The sequence below is a fragment of the Pseudomonas sp. IT-232MI5 genome (assembly GCF_949767845.1).
GTDB lineage: Bacteria > Pseudomonadota > Gammaproteobacteria > Pseudomonadales > Pseudomonadaceae > Aquipseudomonas.
In genome coordinates this window covers 212,748-233,204 of record NZ_CATKQE010000022.1, presented here as the reverse complement: position 1 = coordinate 233,204, position 20,457 = coordinate 212,748, and the positions used below count along the sequence as shown (strand labels likewise).

General features: G+C 59.5%; 20 protein-coding genes. 11 read left to right on the top strand and 9 right to left on the bottom strand.

The annotated features are described in order from the left end of the window. Nucleotides 1-18: 18 nt before the first annotated feature. A complete protein-coding gene (locus ACM6JQ_RS14430) occupies nt 19-507 on the bottom strand; it encodes a GFA family protein (protein WP_007911003.1) in 489 nt (162 codons plus the stop codon). Between the two features lie 138 nt (nt 508-645). On the opposite strand from ACM6JQ_RS14430, the gene glsB reads away from it, so the two are divergent. Next, nucleotides 646-1,554, top strand: a complete 909-nt coding sequence (gene glsB / locus ACM6JQ_RS14425) for a glutaminase B (protein ID WP_034152462.1) — start codon at nt 646-648, stop codon at nt 1,552-1,554. Nucleotides 1,555-1,753: 199 nt separating this feature from the next. Next, nucleotides 1,754-3,256: an aldehyde dehydrogenase family protein gene (locus tag ACM6JQ_RS14420; protein WP_414894052.1), complete on the top strand. Its 1,503-nt coding sequence runs from the start codon at nt 1,754-1,756 to the stop codon at nt 3,254-3,256. 122 nt (nt 3,257-3,378) lie between these two features. Here the strand turns inward: ACM6JQ_RS14420 and ACM6JQ_RS14415 are convergent, their stop codons facing one another. From ACM6JQ_RS14415 to cynS, 3 genes are all read right to left on the bottom strand, one after another. Next, a complete protein-coding gene (locus ACM6JQ_RS14415) occupies nt 3,379-4,038 on the bottom strand; it encodes a carbonic anhydrase (protein ID WP_093437106.1) in 660 nt (219 codons plus the stop codon). A gap of 12 nt (nt 4,039-4,050) precedes the next feature. Next, on the bottom strand, nt 4,051-4,287 hold the full coding sequence (locus tag ACM6JQ_RS14410) for a DUF2790 domain-containing protein (protein WP_007910995.1): 237 nt from the start codon (nt 4,285-4,287) through the stop codon (nt 4,051-4,053). Nucleotides 4,288-4,368: 81 nt separating this feature from the next. Then, complete coding sequence (cynS, locus tag ACM6JQ_RS14405) at nt 4,369-4,836, bottom strand: cyanase (protein ID WP_095111546.1); 468 nt, start codon at nt 4,834-4,836, stop codon at nt 4,369-4,371. Between the two features lie 121 nt (nt 4,837-4,957). Between cynS and cynR the strand changes: the two genes are divergently transcribed. Continuing rightward, nucleotides 4,958-5,845 (top strand): transcriptional regulator CynR, encoded by an 888-nt coding sequence (gene cynR / locus ACM6JQ_RS14400; RefSeq protein ID WP_414894051.1) that lies wholly within the window; start codon nt 4,958-4,960, stop codon nt 5,843-5,845. A 536-nt stretch (nt 5,846-6,381) separates the two neighbouring features. Here the strand turns inward: cynR and ACM6JQ_RS14395 are convergent. The 3 genes from ACM6JQ_RS14395 to ACM6JQ_RS14385 form a co-directional block, all read right to left on the bottom strand. Continuing rightward, entirely contained in the window at nt 6,382-6,711 is a 330-nt protein-coding gene (locus ACM6JQ_RS14395) for a hypothetical protein (protein WP_007910633.1), read from the bottom strand. A 510-nt stretch (nt 6,712-7,221) separates the two neighbouring features. Further along, nucleotides 7,222-7,725, bottom strand: a complete 504-nt coding sequence (locus ACM6JQ_RS14390; RefSeq protein WP_123374914.1) for a GNAT family N-acetyltransferase — start codon at nt 7,723-7,725, stop codon at nt 7,222-7,224. 48 nt (nt 7,726-7,773) lie between these two features. Continuing rightward, nucleotides 7,774-9,717: a DNA topoisomerase III gene (locus ACM6JQ_RS14385; protein WP_414894050.1), complete on the bottom strand. Its 1,944-nt coding sequence runs from the start codon at nt 9,715-9,717 to the stop codon at nt 7,774-7,776. A gap of 277 nt (nt 9,718-9,994) precedes the next feature. Between ACM6JQ_RS14385 and ACM6JQ_RS14380 the strand changes: the two genes are divergently transcribed. Both ACM6JQ_RS14380 and ACM6JQ_RS14375 read left to right on the top strand, forming a co-directional pair. Further along, nucleotides 9,995-11,401: a serralysin family metalloprotease gene (locus ACM6JQ_RS14380; protein ID WP_414894049.1), complete on the top strand. Its 1,407-nt coding sequence runs from the start codon at nt 9,995-9,997 to the stop codon at nt 11,399-11,401. Nucleotides 11,402-12,077: 676 nt separating this feature from the next. Further along, on the top strand, nt 12,078-12,446 hold the full coding sequence (locus ACM6JQ_RS14375; RefSeq protein ID WP_414894048.1) for a DUF427 domain-containing protein: 369 nt from the start codon (nt 12,078-12,080) through the stop codon (nt 12,444-12,446). Nucleotides 12,447-12,501: 55 nt separating this feature from the next. Here ACM6JQ_RS14375 and ACM6JQ_RS14370 read toward each other — a convergent pair whose 3' ends face one another. Continuing rightward, the gene (locus ACM6JQ_RS14370; RefSeq protein ID WP_007910646.1) at nt 12,502-14,124 is read right to left on the bottom strand and encodes an MFS transporter; all 1,623 of its coding nucleotides are present in this window, start codon (nt 14,122-14,124) and stop codon (nt 12,502-12,504) included. 170 nt (nt 14,125-14,294) lie between these two features. Beyond that, nucleotides 14,295-15,941, bottom strand: a complete 1,647-nt coding sequence (locus ACM6JQ_RS14365) for a GMC family oxidoreductase (protein ID WP_095111541.1) — start codon at nt 15,939-15,941, stop codon at nt 14,295-14,297. Between the two features lie 133 nt (nt 15,942-16,074). Here ACM6JQ_RS14365 and ACM6JQ_RS14360 point away from each other — a divergent pair, with 133 nt between their 5' ends. The 6 genes from ACM6JQ_RS14360 (at nt 16,075) to arsH (ending at nt 20,438) form a co-directional block, all read left to right on the top strand. Further along, a complete protein-coding gene (locus tag ACM6JQ_RS14360) occupies nt 16,075-16,980 on the top strand; it encodes a LysR family transcriptional regulator (RefSeq protein WP_414894047.1) in 906 nt (301 codons plus the stop codon). Nucleotides 16,981-17,055: 75 nt separating this feature from the next. Continuing rightward, a complete protein-coding gene (locus ACM6JQ_RS14355) occupies nt 17,056-17,526 on the top strand; it encodes a GNAT family N-acetyltransferase (RefSeq protein WP_007910652.1) in 471 nt (156 codons plus the stop codon). Between the two features lie 53 nt (nt 17,527-17,579). Beyond that, nucleotides 17,580-17,927, top strand: coding sequence for a metalloregulator ArsR/SmtB family transcription factor (locus ACM6JQ_RS14350; protein WP_007910655.1), 348 nt, complete (start codon nt 17,580-17,582; stop codon nt 17,925-17,927). 23 nt (nt 17,928-17,950) lie between these two features. After that, complete coding sequence (locus tag ACM6JQ_RS14345; RefSeq protein ID WP_414894046.1) at nt 17,951-19,234, top strand: arsenic transporter; 1,284 nt, start codon at nt 17,951-17,953, stop codon at nt 19,232-19,234. A gap of 28 nt (nt 19,235-19,262) precedes the next feature. Next, nucleotides 19,263-19,733 (top strand): arsenate reductase ArsC, encoded by a 471-nt coding sequence (locus ACM6JQ_RS14340; RefSeq protein WP_007910659.1) that lies wholly within the window; start codon nt 19,263-19,265, stop codon nt 19,731-19,733. 9 nt (nt 19,734-19,742) lie between these two features. After that, nucleotides 19,743-20,438 carry an arsenical resistance protein ArsH gene (arsH, locus tag ACM6JQ_RS14335; RefSeq protein WP_414894045.1) on the top strand — a complete coding sequence of 232 codons (696 nt, stop codon included), beginning with the start codon at nt 19,743-19,745 and terminating at the stop codon, nt 20,436-20,438. Nucleotides 20,439-20,457: the final 19 nt, after the last annotated feature.

Here is a 20,457-nt window from a genome sequence, read left to right as displayed (position 1 = left end):
GGCAGCGCAGGTGGCGATCTATCGGGTCAAACCGAGGCGTTCATGCCACTGGGCGATGGATTCTTCGGGGTAGACGTCGAACTGTTTGTCTTTCGATTTAGCGTCTACTTCTACCCAAGGCGCTTTCGAACCGAGCATCAGATGTGTGTGCTCCGGCGGCACCGGCAGCGGTGTGTCGATGGCCGAGGCGAACGGGTGAATCAGCTCTGGCCACTCCGGGCTGAACAGCCACAAGCCGCTGCCGCACAGTGAACAGAAATGCCGTTCAGCGGTGCTGCGATGGGCGCGCTGGTCGTCAGCGTCCTTCATCTTCGCGTGATAGACGCTGATGTGTTTGCGCCCGCGCACCTTGAGGCTGGTCGCGTCGCCGCCGAGGTTGATCGCATAACCGCCGCCGCCCTGAGTCTTGCGACAGATCGAGCAATAGCAGCGTTGATAAGGGTAGGGGTGGGCGCTGGTGAGACTGAACGTGACCTCGCCGCAATGGCAGGAGCCTTCGAGCTGCATGGTTGCTCTCCCGTTTTTGAATGTGCGCTTGAGCCTAGAACATTCAGTGCGATGGTGGCCGGTGTGATTCGACGGGCGGGCGCAGCGTCTAGCCCCAGTGTCCCCGCAATCCCATGGGGCGAGACTTCGGAACCCGGCATGCAAGCGCTGTTGAACGAGATTCTTGACGCTGTCCGCCCGTTGATCGGGCAGGGCAAGGTGGCTGACTACATTCCCGCCCTCGGCACCGTGCCGGCCAATCAGCTGGGCATCGCCGTGTACGGCAACGACGGCGAGATGTATTGCGCCGGTGACGCCGAGACGCCGTTCTCGGTGCAGAGTATTTCCAAGGTGTTCAGCCTGGTGCAGGCGATCGATCATTCCGGCGAAGCGATCTGGGAACGCCTCGGTCACGAGCCGTCCGGGCAACCGTTCAACTCGCTGGTGCAGCTGGAATTCGAGCGCGGTCGGCCGCGCAACCCGTTCATCAATGCCGGCGCGCTGGTGATCTGCGATATCAACCAGTCGCGCTTCGCCGCACCGACCCTGTCGATGCGCGATTTCGTCCGCCGACTGTCGGGCAATCCGCAGATCATGATCGACGGCAAAGTCGCCGACTCGGAATACCAGCACCGCGCGCGCAATGCAGCGATGGCGTATCTGATGCAGTCGTTCGGCAATTTTCACAACGATGTCGAAGCGGTGCTGCGCAGCTATTTCAGTCACTGCGCGTTGCGCATGAACTGCATCGATCTGGCGCGGGCGTTCTGCTTTCTGGCCAACGACGGTTTCTGCAAACACAGCGGCGAACAGATCCTCACACGTCGGCAAACCCAGCAGGTCAACTCGATCATGGCCACCAGCGGGCTGTATGACGAAGCGGGTAACTTCGCTTACCGCGTCGGCTTGCCGGGCAAGAGCGGCGTCGGTGGCGGGATTGTCGCGGTGGTGCCGGGGCAATTCACGGTGTGCGTGTGGTCGCCGGAGTTGAATGCGGCGGGGAACTCGCTGGCGGGGATGGCGGCACTGGAGATGCTCAGTTCGCGGATTGGCTGGTCGGTGTTCTGATCCGATCACACAGACACCACAAAACCCTGTGGGAGCTGGCTTGCCAGCGATGAGGGTCTGTCAGTCACTATAAATTGACTGAACCACCGCTATCGCTGGCAAGCCAGCTCCCACAGGTTTCTTAAGTGTTTGAAGAGGTGTATTTCATCGAGTAATCCGCTACATTTTCCGGCCGCTCCCTGCATGGTGAATCCGCTTCATGTCTCTTGCGCTCGAACGTCTAGTCGCTGGCACGCCGATCCCTTTCGCTGGTAACCGCGTCACCGTGGTCAGCCCCGAACTGGCCGCGCGCTTTCAACCCGGTGACCACCTGCTGGTCGAGCAGGTCAGTGGCGAGCTGTTGTTGATCCCCGTGGCCGATCAACAAGCAGCGTCCGTGGCGATCGAGCGTGCGGCAGCGGCATTCACCGCGCTGTCGGCGGTGTCCGATGAGGCCATCAGCCAGTTTTTCGACCTGTTTGCGCAACGACTGGAAACCCCGGCGTGCTGGGCGCACATCGAAACCGCCAACCGCGCGGATATCGAGCGGGCCAAGGCACGCGGCCGCTCCACCACCCGACTGCTCGCCGATGAGCGCATGCGCGGTGACATGATCGCCGGCCTGCGCGCCTGGCGTGATGCCGCCGCCACGCGCGGCAAAGTCATCAGCAGCGTCGAGCACGACGGCTGGAAGGTTGAACAGGTTGTCTCGCCATTGGGCATCGTCGCGTTTGTCTTCGAAGGACGCCCTAACGTGTTCGCCGACGCCGCCGGTGTCTTGCGCACCGGCAACACCGCCGTGCTGCGCATCGGCAGCGATGCCTTGGGCACCGCGCAAGCCATCGTCACTCACGCGTTGAACCCGGCGCTGGCCGACGCCGGTCTGCCGGCCGGTGCGGTGTCGTTGGTGGAAAGTGTCAATCATGCCGCCGGTTGGGCGATGTTCGCTGATCGGCGTTTGTCGTTGGCCGTGGCGCGCGGTTCGGGTCGTGCGGTCAGTCAGTTGGGCAGCATTGCCCAGCAAGCCGGCACCGCCGTCAGCCTGCATGGCACGGGTGGCGCGTGGTTGATCGCCGATCGTGCAGCGGACGCCACACGCTTTGCCGCCGTGGTGCGCAACTCGCTGGACCGCAAAGTCTGCAACACGCTCAATGTCTGCCTGATCCAGCGTGATCGCGCGGCGGAACTGGTGCCGTTGTTTCTCGACGCGCTGCAACAGGCCGGTACTGCGCGTGGCCAGGGCTGCAAATTGCATATCGTCGAAGGTAGCGAAGGCTGCTTGCCGAGTGAGTGGCAGAACGCGACGGTCGAGGTTTATCGCGCCGAGGGTTATCAGACCGAAGCACTGGCAGAACCCTTGGCGGAATCCGCATTGGGCTGTGAGTGGGAATGGGAAGAAACCCCGGAAGTCAGCCTGATGATCGTTGACGATCTGGATCAGGCGATCGCCTTGTTCAACCGCTACAGCCCGCAGTTCACTGTGTCGTTGATCAGTGAGGATGCGCAGGTGCAGGAGCGCTTTTACAACGCGGTCAACGCTCCGTTCGTGGGCAATGGCATTACCCGTTGGGTCGATGGGCAATATGCGTTGAACAAGCCGGAGCTAGGCCTTTCGAACTGGGAGAGCGGGCGCTTGTTTGCGCGCAGTGCGATTCTTTCAGGGGATGGCGTATTCACTGTTCGTAGCCGGATGAGCCAGATCGACCTCACCGTAAAACGCTGATCTCGTAGTCAGTGATCGTTCCCACGCTCCAGCGTGGGAACGCAGCCCGTGATGCTCCGCGTCACTGGACGCATAGCGTCCCCGGAGGCATTCCCACGCAGAGCGTGGGAACGATCAGTTGCTCAGGCAGCATGGGTGGTTTGTGCATGGATCGCGCAAGTCGCCGGTTGCTCGGCCAGCGGCACAAACGTGCGGCGGTCGGCGGACAGCGCATCGATCGAGCCCGTCTCGATGTCATACACCCAGCCGTGCAGGTTCAGCAGACCTTTCTCCTGTGCCAGACGCACGCTCGGGTGGGTCTGAATGTTCGCCAGTTGCGCGATCACGTTCTCGCGCACCATCGAACTCAATTTCGCCGCGTCATTGGCATGCGGCCGCGACTCGTTAACCACTTTCGCCGACTCGGCATGCTGCAACCAGCCGCTGACGGCGGGCAGGTGATCCATGCATTTACACTTGGCGATCGCGGTCATCGCGCCGCAGTCAGAATGCCCGCAGATCACAATGTCGGTCACCCCAAGCACCGCCACCGCGTACTCCACCGTCGCCGAAACCCCGCCCGGATGCGGGCTGTAGGACGGCACGATATTACCGGCATTGCGGATCACGAACAGCTCGCCAGGTTCTTGCTGGGTCAGCAGTTCCGGCACGACACGGCTGTCAGAACAGGTGATGAACAAGGTGCCGGGCTGTTGCGTGGTCGCCAGGTGTTTGAACAGTTCGGTGCGTTGTGGAAACGCTTCGTTCTGGAATTTCAGGAAGCCATCAATCAGGTTTTTCATGGTGTTGTCCTCTCAGTTCGAGCAACCGCTGCCGAATTCGCTGTATTGAAGAATGTGTTTGCCGCCGCTGCTGTCCAGATACGTCATCTCCACCGGCACCACGCCACACACATCGGCAACCGGGGTAATGCTCAGCACGTGGGCGATGTCCAGTTGCATGCCGTAGCGGTAGGCAACGGCCTCGTCAGCGGCAGATGCCTGGGCGCAAATGCCGCCGAGCAGGGCCAGAATCAACAGAATTTTTTGCATGGGGCAGCCTCCAGATGTGTTTGGTGACGGGTAGCCATTTGAGGTGTGTTGGCCCGCACGCAGGGTGCGGGCCGGTGCGGATCAGAACGGACGCAGGGGCAGGAACTTGCCGTCGAGGGTGACCACGGCGCGGGAACCGCCTTCCGGGTCTTCGACTTTCTTGATGTCGAGTTTGAAGTTGATCGCGCTGATGATGCCGTCGCCGAACTGTTCGTGAACCAGCGCTTTGAGGGTGGTGCCGTAGATCTGGATCATCTCGTGGAAGCGGTAGATGGTCGGGTCGGTCGGCACACCGCTGAGGCTGCCACGCAGCGGGATGATCTGCATCGCCGCGACGTCTTCAGCGCTCAGTTCGAGCTTGTCACCGACCACTTGGGCGGCGTTTTCCGGCAGCGGGTGCTGGCCGAGCAGGGCGGCGGTGACGTACGCCAGGCTCAGACCGGTGTCGTCAGCGAGAGCCTGCCACGACAGATCTTTGCGTGCCTTGGCATCGAGAATGCGGGTAGTCAGGGCCAGGCTGGTGTCGTTGTAGGCGTGGGACTGTTGCATGGTGTCACTCCTTTCAGGGGTTGGCTTGCTGTGTGGGATTGATCTTCTGCTGATTGATCCATAGCGTCCAAGACCGATATACAATGCTTGGCATAAGCCCTGCCTATAGATGGTGTTTCCCATGCTGCTGCGACATCTGCGTTATCTGCTGGCCGTTGCCGATCACGGCGGCTTCACCCGTGCTGCCGAGGCATTGCATGTGTCGCAGCCGACCCTGTCGCAGCAGATTCGCCAATTGGAGGAAACCCTTGGGGTGAGCTTGTTTGATCGCACTTCGCGTACGGTCAAACCCACCGATGCCGGCGAGGCCTACATCGAATGCGCGCGGCGGGTGCTGGTGGAGTTGGAGGCGGGTAAACGCGCGTTGCATGACGTGAAGGATTTGTCTCGCGGGACGTTGCGTCTGGCGATGACGCCGACGTTCATGGCCTATCTGGTCGGGCCGTTGGTGCGCGATTTTGCGGCGCGATATCCGGGGATTCATCTGCAGATTTTCGAGCTGTCGATGGACGACATCGAGGCGGGGCTGGCGGATGACTCGCTGGATATTGCGATTGCGTTTACGCCGGTGCGTAACGTCGATATCGAATGTATTCCGGCGTTTACCGAAACGCTGGGGATCATGGTTGGGCGGGAGCATCCGCTGTATGACAGTGTGGCGGTGCTGACACCGGAGGATATCGCTTCATTGGATTTCGCCTTGTTGGCGCCGGACTTCATTACGCGGTTATCGGTGGATGAGTATTTCCGCCAACACGGGATTACGCCGCAGGTGCGGATCGAGGTGAATTCGGTGAGCACCTTGCTGGAAGTGGTGCGTTGTTCGCCGCTGGCGACGATGTTGCCGCAGGCGATTGCGACGGAGGATCGGGCATTGCGCCGGTTGCGGGTTGAAGGTGATGCGCCGGAGCGTGGAGCGGCGTTGTTGCGGCGGCGCAATAATTATCACAGTGCGGCGGCAGTGGCGTTTGTGGAGTTGGTGTTGGGCATGGGAAGCCCCTCACCCTAACCCTCTCCCAGTGGGAGAGGGGACTGACCGAGTTGCTTGTGCGATCTACGCCGACCTGAGAAACCTGCGTCGAACTCAGGTTCTGAAAGCACCATAAATCGGCTCCCTCTCCCTAGGGTGAGGGGACTGACCGAGGTGCTTGTGCGATTTACGCCGACCTGAAAGTTTTGAGCCGAACTAAAATTTTGAGCGCAGCACAAATCGGCTCCCTCTCCCTTGGGAGGGGACTGGCCGAGGTGTTCGTGCGATTTACGCCGACCTGAAAGTTTTGAGTCGAACTAAAATTTTGAGCGCAGCACAAATCGGCTCCCTCTCCCTGGGGAGAGGGATCTGACCAAGGTGTTTGGGCAAATTACGCCGACCTGAGAAGCTTGAGCCGAACTTGGATTCTGAAAACACCATAAATCGGCTCCCTCTCCCTCGGGAGAGGGCTGGGGTGAGGGGCTACAATTCCAGTCACGCCAAATCAATGCAAGCGAACAAAAAAGGCCTGCTTCCTTTAAGGAAGCAGGCCTTTCAATTATTTAATGACTAACTCAGCAGAACCGATCAATCACCCGAACTTCATTGTTGTTCTGCATCGAATCCCACGCCTGTTTCAGCGTTTGCAGAACATTACCGATGAAGTCCTTGTCGGCCGCAGCCTTCTTGCCAACATAACCGTGGCCACGGCGGTACATCTTCAGGCGGGCCAGCAGGTTCTGATGATTGCGGTCGAACTCGTCTTCGTCAGCATGGGTCGCCAGGCAGTCGATATGCACCTGCCCCGACTTGCTGATCCAGAGAATATGGCTGTCGTGGCTGTCTTTCTGCGCAGCGAACATACGAGCCAGTTCTTCGATAGTAGGTTGATTGTTCAGATTCATGATATTGCCCCTTGACCAGTCTGGTGATCTTTCAAAGTTGATTCGCTAATACAGGTAGCCCATCGGTTAGTTGATCCCTGGCACCGAAACCAGGACGTCAGCGCTCGCCCGTGTGAAGTACGGGGTCGTGCATCTGTTGCATGTAGTCGTGTTGAATAACTGCTACGCAATAGCGTCACAACGAGGAGAAGCAGCGAAAACCGGGAGGCTCCTTGACGACATTTACCGTGTCGACCACAAGCGTCTTGAGAATTTTCGCCAGCGCTTCTCGTCCTTGTACTGGACGTTCAGGCCAGGTCAGCTTCTTCAATCTGCCTTGTGGGCAGCGTGTATCCGGAAAAAACAACTCGGCGGTCAGACGAGTTTGCTCAAGCGTGTTACCGATGTTCCCGATCGGGGAACGTCTTCATCATGCAAAAGCAAAACGACGCCGTCAACGGTTTTGTAGTGATTATTTTTGCTCACTACATATTGTCGGACAAAGCTGTTTTGGAATGAGAAAGAATCCGTTCAGGCAACGGAAAAAGGCGTGTGCAGACGGTAGAACGTGCACGGATAGCCTTCCACTTCGCGCTGCTGGCGGGTGAACTCGCCGCCGCTCAATTGCGGGATGAGCCCAGCCCAGAAGCGCTGTGCCGGCAGGTTGGCGTCGATATGGAAAATCTGCCATTGACCGGGGATCTGGCTCAAGAGGGCAGAGACGACAAACTGCGCGACGCCTTGGCCACGAAAGCGTCGCGCGATGAAGAAGTAGCCGATGTTGTGTTCGGCGCCGGGGATATGGATTTCGTTATCGACGGTCACGAAACCGGCGAGTTCGCCGTCGACCTGGATCAGGAATGGTCGAGTGGCCGGGTGGCGCCAGTAGTCGATTTTCGGCTGGATGGAAAAGAAGCCGTGTTCGGCGAGCTTCAGCGGCAGCCATTCGCTGAAGTCGTACATGTAGAACTGCATGAGGTTTTCGATGATATCCAGCTCATCGCGCTGAGCAGGGTGCAGTTCGATATTGGCCATGCGCCGGGTTCCTGAAAGTGCTGAGCCTTGCAGAAACACTAGCGGGTTTTATTTGCCTGACGGTTTCGCTGTGCGTTTTGTCGTACCCGTGGTTTTGCTGCGGGTCGATTTGCGTTTCTTCTTCCACGGTGCCGCCGCTTTACCAGCCGGTGGCGGGCCGCTGATGGTCAGGCTGAGGCTCGAGCAGCGTGTCACCTGTTTGCTCATCCACGCCGCTTGTTTGGTGACGAATTCTTCCAGACTCATTTCGCCGCTTTGCACCATGTCCAGCGCCTGCTCCCAGATCGCCGTGGTGCCGGGGTCGGCAATCGCACGGGGCACCGCATCGATCAGGCTGAACGCGGCTGGGGTGGCGGCGAGGGCCTTGCCGTTTTTCACCAGATAGCCACGATCCAGCAACCCTTGAATGATCGACGCGCGGGTGGCCTCGGTGCCGATGCCGGTGGTGTCCTTGAGTTTCTGTTTGAGCAGCGGATCCTCGACCAGTTTGGCGACGTTTTTCATCGCCTTGATCAGATCGCCCTCGGTGTAGGGTTTCGGTGGTTGCGTCCACAGGTCCTTGAACTTAACGTCAGCCACCGCGCACTCCACGCCTTGCGTAAGTGCCGGCAAGGTTTGCGGCGCGGGCGCCTCGCGGCCCTTGGCCGCTGCCAGTGCTTCGGGCAATGCGCGTTTCCAGCCCGGTTCGATGATTTGTTTACCGACTGCGCGCAACGCCTCACCGGCGCAATCGAAATCGGCCTGGGTGCGATCGTATTCATGATTGGGCAGGAACTGCGCCAGATAGCGTGCGCGAATCAGGGTGTAGACCGCGCGGTGTTTGCCGGTCAGGCGTTCAAGATTTTTCGCCGCTGCGGTGGGAATAATGCCGTGGTGAGCGCTGACCTTGGCGTCGTTCCACGCGCGGGATTTGCGTTGTGGCTCCAGAAACCCCTTGAGCGCCTCAAGACCCGGATCGGCCTGACGCAACGCGGCGAGAATCCCCGGTGCCTCGCTGTGCTGGCTCAGCGGCAAGTAGCCGCAATCGCTGCGCGGGTAAGTGATGACCTTGTAGGTTTCGTAGAGCGCCTGGGCGATGTCGAGGGTTTCCTGCGCGCCTAGGCCGAGTTTCTTTGAGCAGACTTCCTGCAAGGTGCCGAGATCGAAGGGCAGGGGTGCCACCTCGCGCATGCGCTCGGTTTTCAGCTTGACCACCCGCGCACTGGCAGCGCTGCTGATCGCAGCCGCGGCTTGCTGGGCCAACGCCTGATTGAGGCAGCGATCCTGATCGTCACAGGCATCCGCCGGCGCCCGCCACTGTGCGGTAAACGGTGTGCCGTTGTGCAGCAGATCGACATCGATCGCCCAGAATGGCACCGGTACGAAATCGGCAATGCTGCGATCGCGATCGACCACCAGCCGCAAGGTCGGCGTCTGCACGCGACCCACCGGCAACACCCCTTGATAACCCGATTGACGCCCCAGCAGTGTGAACAGCCGACTCATGTTCATGCCGATCAGCCAATCCGCCCGCGAGCGGCCCAGCGCCGAGTGATACAGGCTGAACGTCTCGGCTCCCGGTTTCAAAGCGGCCAAGGCCTTGCGGATCGATGCTTCATCCAGCGCCGACAGCCACAAACGGCGGATCGGCCCGCGATAACGACAATGCTCGACCAGTTCCCGGGCGATCATCTCGCCCTCACGGTCGGCGTCAGTGGCGATGATCAGTTCGCTGGCTTCACCCAGCAGGCGCTTGACCGCTTTGTACTGGCTGGCCGTGCGCGGCTTGACGGTCATTTTCCACTCGTCCGGAATGATCGGCAGATCAGCCAGCACCCAGCGCTTGTAGCGAGCGTCATAAGCATCCGGTGGCGCGGTTTCGAGCAAGTGGCCGATGCACCAGGTCACCGTGACGTCCGTTCCCAGCCAGCAGCCGTCGCCCCGACGTTTGGCGCCGAGCACGGCCGCAATGTCTTTGGCCTGGGAGGGTTTTTCACAGAGGTACAGCCGCATAACCACCATCGTCGATCAAGGTCCGAACAGGTGCACAGAATGGCCGGACTTGGCCTCAGGGGCAACTTTTATCTGTATGGATATACAGATAAAAAACATTGCAGCACGTGACGGGTAATACCGGGACGCAGGCCGGGCTATCGAGAAATTGATTAGCGCCCGGCTGGCGCCTGTGTCAGGTTTTTCGCCGATTCAAACACGCGAGTGACAGGACGATCTCGCCAGAAGATCGCCGTGGTCTGTCGACACTGACTACTCAGAAACAAGGAAGTCCATCATGGCTCAAGCCAAATCGAAAACCAGCAGCGCCTTCGACGAAATCAATACGTTCAGCCACCTGTATGACCGTGGCGTCGGGCTGGTCAATGGCAAACCTTCATTCACTGCCGATCAGGCTGCGGATGAAATCCTGCGTAAAGGCCTGTCGTGGGGCGACAAGAACGCTGACGGCAAGATCGACCTCAGCTATACCTTCCTGACCGAGAAACCGGCGAACTACAACGTCAAACTGGGCAACTTCAGCGAATTCAGCGCCCAGCAAAAAGCTCAGGCCGTGCTGGCCATGCAATCCTGGGCTGACGTCGCCAATGTCACGTTCACTGAAGGCAAGGGCGGCGATGGCCACATGACTTTCGGCAACTACGATGTCAGCACCGGTGGTGCGGCCTTCGCTTACCTGCCGAGCGGCGGCAGCTATGACGGCCAGTCGTGGTACCTGATCAACGATCAGTATCAGGTCAACAAAACCCCGGACACCAACAACTACGGGCGCCAGACCCTGACCCACGAGATTGGCCATACCTTGGGCCTGTCACACCCGGGCGCGTACAACGCCGGTAATGGCAACCCGACCTATAACGACGCCAAGTACGCCGAAGACACTCGCGGCTACAGCCTGATGAGCTACTGGAGCGAAGCCAACACCGAGCAGAACTTCAGCAAGGACGGCAGCGGTGCGTATGCTTCGGCGCCATTGCTGGACGATATCGTCGCGGTGCAAAAACTGTATGGCGCCAACTACGCGACCCGCGCCGATGACACCACCTACGGTTTCAACTCCAATGCCGAGCGCGACTTCTACAGCGCCACTTCGGCGTCTTCCAAAGTGGTTTTCTCGGTGTGGGATGGCGGCGGTAATGACACGCTGGACTTCTCCGGCTTCAACCAGAACCAGAAGATCAACCTCAATGAAGGTTCCTTCTCCGATGTCGGTGGCCTGGTGGGTAACGTCTCCATCGCTCACGGCGTGACCGTGGAAAATGCCATTGGTGGTTCAGGCAATGACCTGCTGATCGGCAACGCCGTTGCCAACGAACTGGTCGGTGGTGCCGGTAATGACATCATTTACGGTGGTGGCGGTGGCGATACCTTGTGGGGTGGTGCAGGTGCAGACACCTTTGTATTTGGCGCTGCCAGCGACTCGACCATGACCGCGCCGGACTGGATCATGGATTTCACCAGCGGCCTGGACAAGATCGACCTGTCGGGGATCGCCGGTTTCGCCACCGGTGCGGCGTCGCTGAACTTTGTCAGCGGTTTCACGGGGCATGCGGGCGACGCGATTCTGACTTACTTCGCGCAGACCAATCAGACCAGCCTGATGGTTGATCTGACGGGGCAGGGTTCGGTGGACTTTGCTGTGGGCGTGGTGGGGCAAGCGGTGGCGACTGATATTGTTGCGTGATGCTTGGAGCGGCCCTCACCCTAACCCTCTCCCAGTGGGAGAGGGGACTGACCGAGTTGTCTGGCGAAATCCATCGACCTGAAAAATCGAGTCGATTATGGATTCAAAGCGAATCGTTCAAGTCGGTGAATCTCGCCAGTATCCCCAATCGGTTCTCTCTCCCAGTGGGAGAGGAGACTAACCGAGTTCTCTGGCGACATACATCGACCTGAAAAATCGTGTCGATTATGGATTCAAAGCCAATCGTTCAAGTCGGTGAATCTCGCCAGTATCCCCAATCGGTTCTCTCTGCCAGTGGGAGAGGAGACTAACCGAGTTCTCTGGCGACATACATCGACCTGAAAAATCGGGTCGATTATGGATTCAAAGCCAATCGTTCAAGTCGGTGAATCTCGCCAGTATCCCCAATCGGTTCTCTCTCCCAGTGGAAGAGGAGACTAACCGAGTTCTCTGGCGACATACATCGACCTGAAAAATCGGGTCGATTATGGATTCAAAGCCAATCGTTCAAGTCGGTGAATCTCGCCAGTATCCCCAATCGGTTCCCTCTCCCTCAGGGAGAGGGCTAGGGTGAGGGGCTTCTGAGGTTGATGGGCCGTTCGGCTGTAAACCCACCCTAACCAGAACCGATGGGCTATACCTGAACCGGTCTCTTCGCCGTATTCAGGAGAAACCCATGAAAAGCCCCGGTCCCAGTCCCGTCATTGCCCTCGAACAACTTCCCGGCTGCCTGATAGTTAAATTCCACGGCATCCAGGTCGCCGCTTCTTCCCACGTCATGATTCTCAACGAAGCCAATTACCCGCCGGTCTATTACATCCCCCGCGAAGACATCGACGAAAAGTACTTCGCCCGCACCGATCACACCAGTTATTGCCCGTACAAGGGCGATGCCAATTACTTCAGCCTGCAAGTGCCGGGGCATGAAGGGGCGAACGCGGTGTGGACCTACGAGAATCCGAAAGTGTCAGTGGCACCGATCCGCGACTACGTGGCGTTTTATCCGGATCAGGTGAAGTTCGAAGTGATCAAGGCAGATGCCTGAGCAAAAAAAACGGCGAGGGTCAAAGCCCTCGCCGATTGATTTTTCTGGTTGAGTTTCAGTTCTTGTCGAGGTCGATATTCTTCGTCTCACGCAGACAGATCATCCCCACCACCAGGCTCACCCCGGTAATCAACACCGGGTACCACAGCCCATAAAAGATATCCCCGGTGTACACCACCAGCGCGAACGACACCGTCGGCAAGAACCCGCCAAACCAGCCGTTGCCGATGTGGTACGGCAGCGACATCGAGGTGTAGCGAATGCGCGTCGGGAACAGTTCGACCATCAGCGCCGCCAGCGGCCCGTAGCACATGGCCGAGATGATGATCAGTGCCACGATCAGGGCGACGATCATTGGCTTGTTGATCTGCTGCAGATCGGCCTGTTGCGGGTAGCCGGCCAGGGTGATCGCGCCGCGCAGGGCAGCCTCATCGAAGCCGTCGAGTTTGACGTCGCCGACGCTCACTTGCACGGCGCTGCCAGCCGGGGCGGCGGCGCTGGAGTAGGGCAGGCCTTGCTTGACCAGGAAGGTTTTGACCTTGTCGCACGGGCTGTCGAATTTGGCTTTGCCCACCGGATCGAACTGGAAGGTGCAAGTCGCCGGATCCGCCAGCACGGTGATCGGTGCCTGACGGCTGGCCTGATCGATCGCCGGGTTGGCGTAGTGGGCGAGGGATTTGAAGATCGGGAAGTACAGCGCTGTGGCCAGCAGCAGGCCGAGCATCAGTACCGGTTTACGCCCGACCTTGTCCGACAGCCAGCCGAAAAAGATAAAGAACGGCGCGCCGATGACCACGCTGATGATCAGCAAGGTGTTGGCCACTGCCGGGTCCATTTTCAGGAACTGGGTCAGGAAGAACAGCACGTAAAACTGCGCCGCGTAGAAGGTCACCGCTTGCCCGGCGTTGATGCTGAACAGGGCGATCAGCACGACTTTGAGGTTCTCCCATTTGCCGAAGGATTCGCGGATCGGAGCTTTCGAGGTTTTACCTTCCTCTTTCATTTTCAGGTACGCCGGCGACTCGTGCAGGCTCAGGCGGATCCAGGTGGAGATGCCCAGCAGCACGATCGACAGCAAGAACGGAATACGCCAGCCCCAGACTTCAAACTGATCGCCGGTGAAGTAGCGGCAACCGAGCACCACCAACAGTGACAGCAACAGACCGAGGGTGGCGGTGGACTGAATCCAACTGGTGTGGAAGCCGCGTTTGCCGATTGGCGCGTGCTCGGCCACGTAGGTCGCAGCGCCGCCGTATTCGCCGCCGAGCGCCAGGCCCTGCAGCATGCGCAGCACCACCAGAATGATCGGCGCGGCGATGCCGATGCTGGCGTAGGTCGGCAGCAGACCGACGCAGAACGTTGCGACGCCCATCAGAATGATTGTCGCGAGAAAGGTGTATTTGCGCCCGATCATGTCCCCCAACCGACCGAACACCAGCGCCCCGAAAGGCCGCACGATAAACCCTGCAGCGAAAGCCATCAGCGCAAAGATAAACGCCGTGGTGTCGTTGACCCCGGCGAAAAACTGCTTGCTGATCACTGCCGCGAGGGCGCCGTAGAGGAAGAAGTCATACCACTCGAACACCGTCCCCAGTGATGAAGCGAAGATGACTTTGCGTGTATCCGGGCTGGTCTCGACGCTGCGCACGGCGTCCAGCGGCTGAACGTGTTCTGACATATCGGTATCCCTCACAGTGATTGTTTTTGTTGTTCCACTGGTGTTGCGTGTCCGGGTGATGCCTTGAATTAAACGCGGTTCTTTGTAGGAGCTGCCGCAGGCTGCGATCTTTTGATCTTGCTTTTGATCTGGAAAATCCAAAGTCAAAAGATCGCAGCCTTCGGCAGCTCCTACAGGGTTTGGGCCAGCTCCAATTTCGGGGTGCTGCTCCTGGTGTTGGGGTTGAGGATCAGTTGTGCGGCTTTCTCGGCAATCATCAGCGTAGGCGAACAGGTGTTGCCCGAGGTAATGCGCGGCATGATCGACGCATCGGCAATGCGCAACCCGGGCACGCCGTGGACGCGCAGCTGTGCGTCGACCACCGCATCACCGTCATTGCCCATGCGACAGGTGCCGACCGGATGGAAAATCGTCGTACCGATCTTCGCCGCCGCTTCCTGCAGTTCCTCTTCACTTTGCAGGTTGGCGCCGGGCAGATACTCGACCGGTTTGAACGCTTGCAGGGCAGGGGCACTGACGATGCGCCGGGTCAGGCGAATCGCATCCGCTGCCACGCGCAAATCTTCAGGATGGCTGAGATAGTTGGGCTGGATCAGCGGCGCTTCCTGTGGATCCGCCGAACGAATGTCGATGCGTCCCCGACTCTGCGGACGCAAGTCGCAAACTGAGGCGGTGAAGGCGGGAAAGCTGTGCAACGGTTCGCCAAAGCGCTCCAGCGACAAAGGCTGCACGTGGTACTCAAGATTCGCCGAGGTCTGCTCCGGCCCCGAACGCGCAAACGCGCCCAACTGACTCGGCGCCATCGACAGCGGCCCGCTGCGGTCATACAGATAACGCAGGCCCATGCCCATCTTGCCCCACACGCTGCCAGCGATCTGGTTCAGCGTGCGCGCATTTTCCAGTTTGTAGATCAGGCGCAATTGCAGGTGATCCTGCAGGTTGCCACCAACGCCGGGCAACTCATGAATCACGCCGATGCCCAAGCGCTCGAGCAACGGTCGCGGGCCAATCCCGGAGCGTTGCAGAATGCTCGGCGAGCCAACGGCGCCGGCGCACAGGACAATCTCTCTGCGCGCCTTGAACTGTTTGATCTGGCCTTCGTGGCGCGCACTGACTTTCGAGGCGCGACCGTCCTCCAGCAACACGCGATCCACCTCAACCCCGGTCAGCACCGTCAGGTTCGTCCGATCACGTACAGGCTTGAGAAAAGCCTTCGCTGCGTTCCAGCGCACGCCGGATTTCTGATTGACCTGAAAGTAGCCGCAACCCTCGTTGTCGCCCTGATTGAAGTCATCGATGCTGGCGATGCCGCTTTGCTCGGCGGCACTGCGAAAGGCATCCAGAATCGGCCATGACAGCCGCTGTTGTTCGACCCGCCATTCACCCTTGGCGCCGTGGAATTCAGCCGCGCCGGCAAAATGGTTTTCGCTTTGTTTGAACAGCGGCAGCACGTCGTTCCAGGCCCAGCCCGGATTGCCTTCGGCCGCCCAGCCATCGTAATCGTTGGCCTGGCCACGCATGTAGATCATGCCGTTGATGGACGAACAACCACCGAGCACTTTGCCGCGCGGATAGCTCAGCGCGCGGCCGTTGAGGCCCGGTTGTTCTTCGGTCTTGAAGCACCAGTCGGTGCGCGGGTTACCGATGCAGAACAGGTAACCGACAGGAATGTGAATCCACGCATAGTTGTCGCGCCCGCCGGCTTCGAGCAACAGCACGCGCTGCTGCGCATCTGCCGACAGCCGATTGGCCAGCAAGCACCCGGCAGGGCCGGCGCCGACCACGATGTAGTCGTATTCATCGAGGGAAGTCTGCATTCCCTGACCTCGCTTTTTGTTTTTATTGTCGGACACTCTAGTTGTTAGCTTTCGTTAAAAGAATGTTAGTTTTTGCGCAGCCGCTGTGCGTTTTCAAACAGCCTGCATAGACCTTAGCCGACAAGGACACGCCATGTTCGACTGGAACGACCTGCGGTTTTTTCTCGAGCTGCAACGCAGCGGCCGCCTGCTCACCGCCGCCCGCCGCCTCAACACCACCCACGCCACCGTCGCCCGCCACATCGAAGCCATCGAGAAAAGCCTCGGCACCGCGCTGTTCGTCCAGCACGCGCAAGGCTACGAAATGACCCCAGCGGGGGAGGCGCTGCTTAAGCATGCTGAAGCGATGGAAAACGTGGCGTTGCTGGCGCAGGAAGAGATCACCCAATCCACCGCGCCACTGGGCAAGATTCGTGTGGGGGTGACGGAAGGGCTGGGCATCAAGTTTCTCGCCAGCCGCATGATCGGCTTGTTCGAACGCTATCCGGGATTGGAAGTGGAACTGGTCGCCGTGCCGCGCTTCGTCAGCATCCTCAACCGTGAAGCGGAAATCAGCATTCACCTGGAGCGCCCGGCGGCGGACATGCTGGTTACGCGCAAACTCACCGACTATCGACTCGCGCTCTACGCCAGCCAACGCTATCTCGATAAGGCGCCGTCCCTGCACAGCCGCGAGGACCTTGGGCGGCATGCGTGGATCGGTTATGTCGACGATTTGCTGTTCAGCCAGGAATTGATGTTTCTCAACAGTTTCTGTCGCAGCCCTCGGGTTGTGTTTCACAGCACCAGTGTCATTGCGCAGCAGGAAGCGGCGCGGTCGGGATTGGGCATTGCCGTATTGCCTTGCTACATGGCCGAGTCGGATCCTGAGTTGGTGCCGTTGCTGCCGGATGAAAGCATCGAGCGCAGCTACTGGATCAGCACGCGGCGCGAGTTGCACAAATCGGTGCGGCTGCGGGTGGTCTGGGATTATGTGGTGGGGTTATGTGAAGCGGAGCAGGGCTTGCTGCTGGGCAGATCGCAGGCCGGCATCCGTTAATCCTCTTTGGCTGTGCTGCTGTTGGCGCCGCTTTTGCTTGAACTGCGCCAAAGCCTTTGGCAATGGAGAGCAGCAATGAGGGAATGGCTTAGCGTTCGCGACATCAATGCGGACACCTTGAAGGCCATCAGTGACGGCGTCTTACGCCATGGCCGAGCCTTGTCTGAGGCGCGCGGCGGGCAAGCTGAAGCCATCGCCTGTGCGCTGATGGAGGAGGGAACACTGATCGGCGGCGCTACCGGTAGAACCGAATTCCGGCGTCTGTTTGTCAATTACCTGTGGATCGACGCGCAATGGCGCGGAACCGGGCTGGGTACTGAGGCGTTGCACAAGCTTGAGGCGCTGGCCGTTGAAAGGGCGTGCGTGGATGCCTTGATCGAAACGCTGGATGACAACGTCGCCCGGTGGTACATCCGCTGCGGATATAGATTGATCGCGCATGTGCCTGAGTACTGCGGCCCGTGGAGTCGTCATTCGCTGTTGAAAACGCTGGTGACGACAGGTGCTCCCACAGGGTTCTTTGGTCGATGGCATTTGCCGGGTTGATTTATATATGGATATCCGTATATTCGGATTTCCGTATGTGATGAGCCCGTCCCATGATCACACCCACCGAAGTCTTCAAGAGCCTCGCTGACGAAACCCGCGTGCGCGCCATGCTGCTCATTTCCGATCAAGGTGAACTCTGCGTTTGCGAGCTGATGTGTGCGCTCGACGACAGCCAACCGAAAATCAGCCGCCACCTCGCGCAACTGCGCAGTAATGGGTTGCTGCTTGATCGCCGTCAGGGCCAGTGGGTCTATTACCGTCTCAACCCGGATCTGCCAGCGTGGGTGCGCGAAATCCTGCAAGTGACGTCCCTGGCCAATGCTGATTGGCTAAAGGACAACGTCGCCCGCCTGCAGAACATGGACGGGCGTCCGGTGCGCGAAGCCGCCTGCTGCTGAATCCGGATTTAGAGAGTTCTGAAATGTTGCTGGCTTTCGCTGTTTTCGTCTTCACCCTCGTACTCGTCATCTGGCAGCCCAAAGGATTAGGCGTCGGTTGGAGCGCCACGTTCGGCGCCGTGATCGCCCTGGCCGTCGGTGCCGTTTCGCTGCAGGACATCCCCACGGTGTGGGCCATCGTCTGGAACGCCACCGCCACGTTTATCGCGGTGATCATCATCAGTCTGCTGCTGGATGAAGCCGGCTTCTTTGAGTGGGCGGCACTCCACGTTGCACGATGGGCAAAGGGCAGTGGTTATCGATTGTTCGCGTTCTGCGTGTTGCTCGGCGCGGCGGTGGCGGCGGTGTTCGCCAACGACGGTGCGGCGCTGATCCTTACGCCCATTGTCATGTCGATGTTGCTGGCGCTGCGCTTTTCACCGGCGGCGACGTTGGCATTCGTCATGGCCGCCGGGTTTATTGCCGACACGGCCAGCCTGCCGCTGGTGGTGTCCAATCTGGTCAACATCGTCTCCGCCGACTACTTCGGCTTGGGCTTTGCCGAATACGCATCGGTGATGGTGCCGGTGAGTCTGGTCAGTGTCGCGGCGACGTTGCTGGTGCTGTTTGTGTACTTCCGGCGCGATGTGCCACAGCGCTACCCGGTTGAGGCGCTTCAGGAGCCCAAAACAGCGATTCGCGACCACGCCACCTTCGTGGTCGGCGGCTGGACACTGCTGATATTGCTGGTCGGACTGTTCGCACTGGAACCGCTGGGGATTCCTGTCAGTGCCGTTGCGGCAGTGTGTGCGGCGATCCTTTTTGCGGTCGCTGCCAAGGGCCACAAGATCGCTACCCGACGGGTTTTGCGTGATGCGCCGTGGCAGATCGTGGTGTTCTCGCTGGGCATGTACCTGGTGGTGTATGGCCTGAAGAATGCCGGGTTGACTGACCTGCTGGCCGTCGTCCTCGACCGCTTGGCCGAGCAAGGTTTATGGAGTGCCACCCTCGGCACTGGCCTGCTGTCCGCGCTGTTGTCATCGGTGATGAACAACATGCCCAGCGTGCTGATCGGTGCGTTGTCGATCCAGGCCAGCGACGCCCAAGGGCTCGTTCGCGAAGCGATGATCTACGCCAACATCATTGGCTGCGACCTCGGCCCGAAAATCACCCCCATCGGTAGCCTCGCCACGTTGCTCTGGCTGCATGTGCTGGAACGCAAAGGTCTGCGCATCACCTGGGGCTACTACTTCAAGGTCGGCATTCTGCTGACCCTTCCGGTTCTGTTGATCACTCTTTCGGCCCTGGCACTGCGCCTGAGCCTTTGATGTCCGCCAAAAGCGGTAGGAGCAATCCATGCGAGTTCTGTTCATGTGCACGGCCAACAGCTGCCGCAGCATCCTCTCTGAAGCCATGTTCAATCATCTGGCACCAGCGGGATTCGAAGCGGTGAGTGCCGGCAGTTTTCCCAAAGGTCAGGTCTTGCCGCGCAGCCTGTCGACGCTGCAACAGGCCGGCATCGCCATTGATGGTTTGCACAGCAAAGGCAACGACGCTTTTGAAAGCAACCCGCCGGACATCGTCATCACCGTGTGCGACAAAGCCGCTGGCGAGACTTGCCCGGTGTATTTCGGCCCGGCGCTGAAATCCCACTGGGGGCTGGAAGATCCGTCCGAAGTGAAGGGCGACGAAGCCACTGTCGACGCGGCTTTTCACGCCACCCTTATGCGCATCGGCCAACGCTGTCAGGCCTTCCTCGATCTGCCTTTCCACTCGCTCAGCCGCGATCAACTCAAGGCTGAGCTCGACCGCATCGGCGCGCTTTAAGGAGGATTTATGTCCGAACTGCCCAACCTCGATCTCAATCTGTTCGATAACGCCAAACCGTCGCAACCGGGCGCGCACAAACCGCGGATCCTGCTGCTCTACGGCTCGACCCGCGAACGCTCGTTCAGCCGTTTGCTGGTAGAGGAGGCCGCGCGCCTGCTCGAACACTTCGGCGCCGAAACGCGCATCTTCAACCCGTCCGGTCTGCCACTGCCCGACGACGCTCCGGTCGACCATCCCAAGGTGCAGGAACTGCGCGAGCTGGTGCTGTGGTCGGAAGGCCAGGTCTGGTGCTCACCAGAACGGCACGGCGCAATGTCTGCCGTGTTCAAGGCACAGATCGACTGGGTCCCGCTGGAACTCGGCGCGGTACGCCCGACCCAAGGCAAGACCCTCGCCGTGATGCAGGTCTGCGGCGGTTCGCAGTCGTTCAACGTGGTCAACCAGTTGCGCGTGTTGGGCCGCTGGATGCGCATGTTCACCATCCCCAACCAATCCTCGGTGCCGAAGGCCTACATGGAATTTGACGACACCGGGCGAATGAAAGCGTCGCCGTTCTACGATCGTGTGGTCGATGTGATGGAAGAGCTGGTGAAGTTCACCGTGCTGCTGCGCGATCAACAGGCGCATCTGGTCGACCGCTACTCCGAGCGCAAGGAAAGCGCCGAGCAACTGATGGCGCGGGTCAACCAGCGTTCGATCTGAGGCCGTCCCTCGAGAGGGA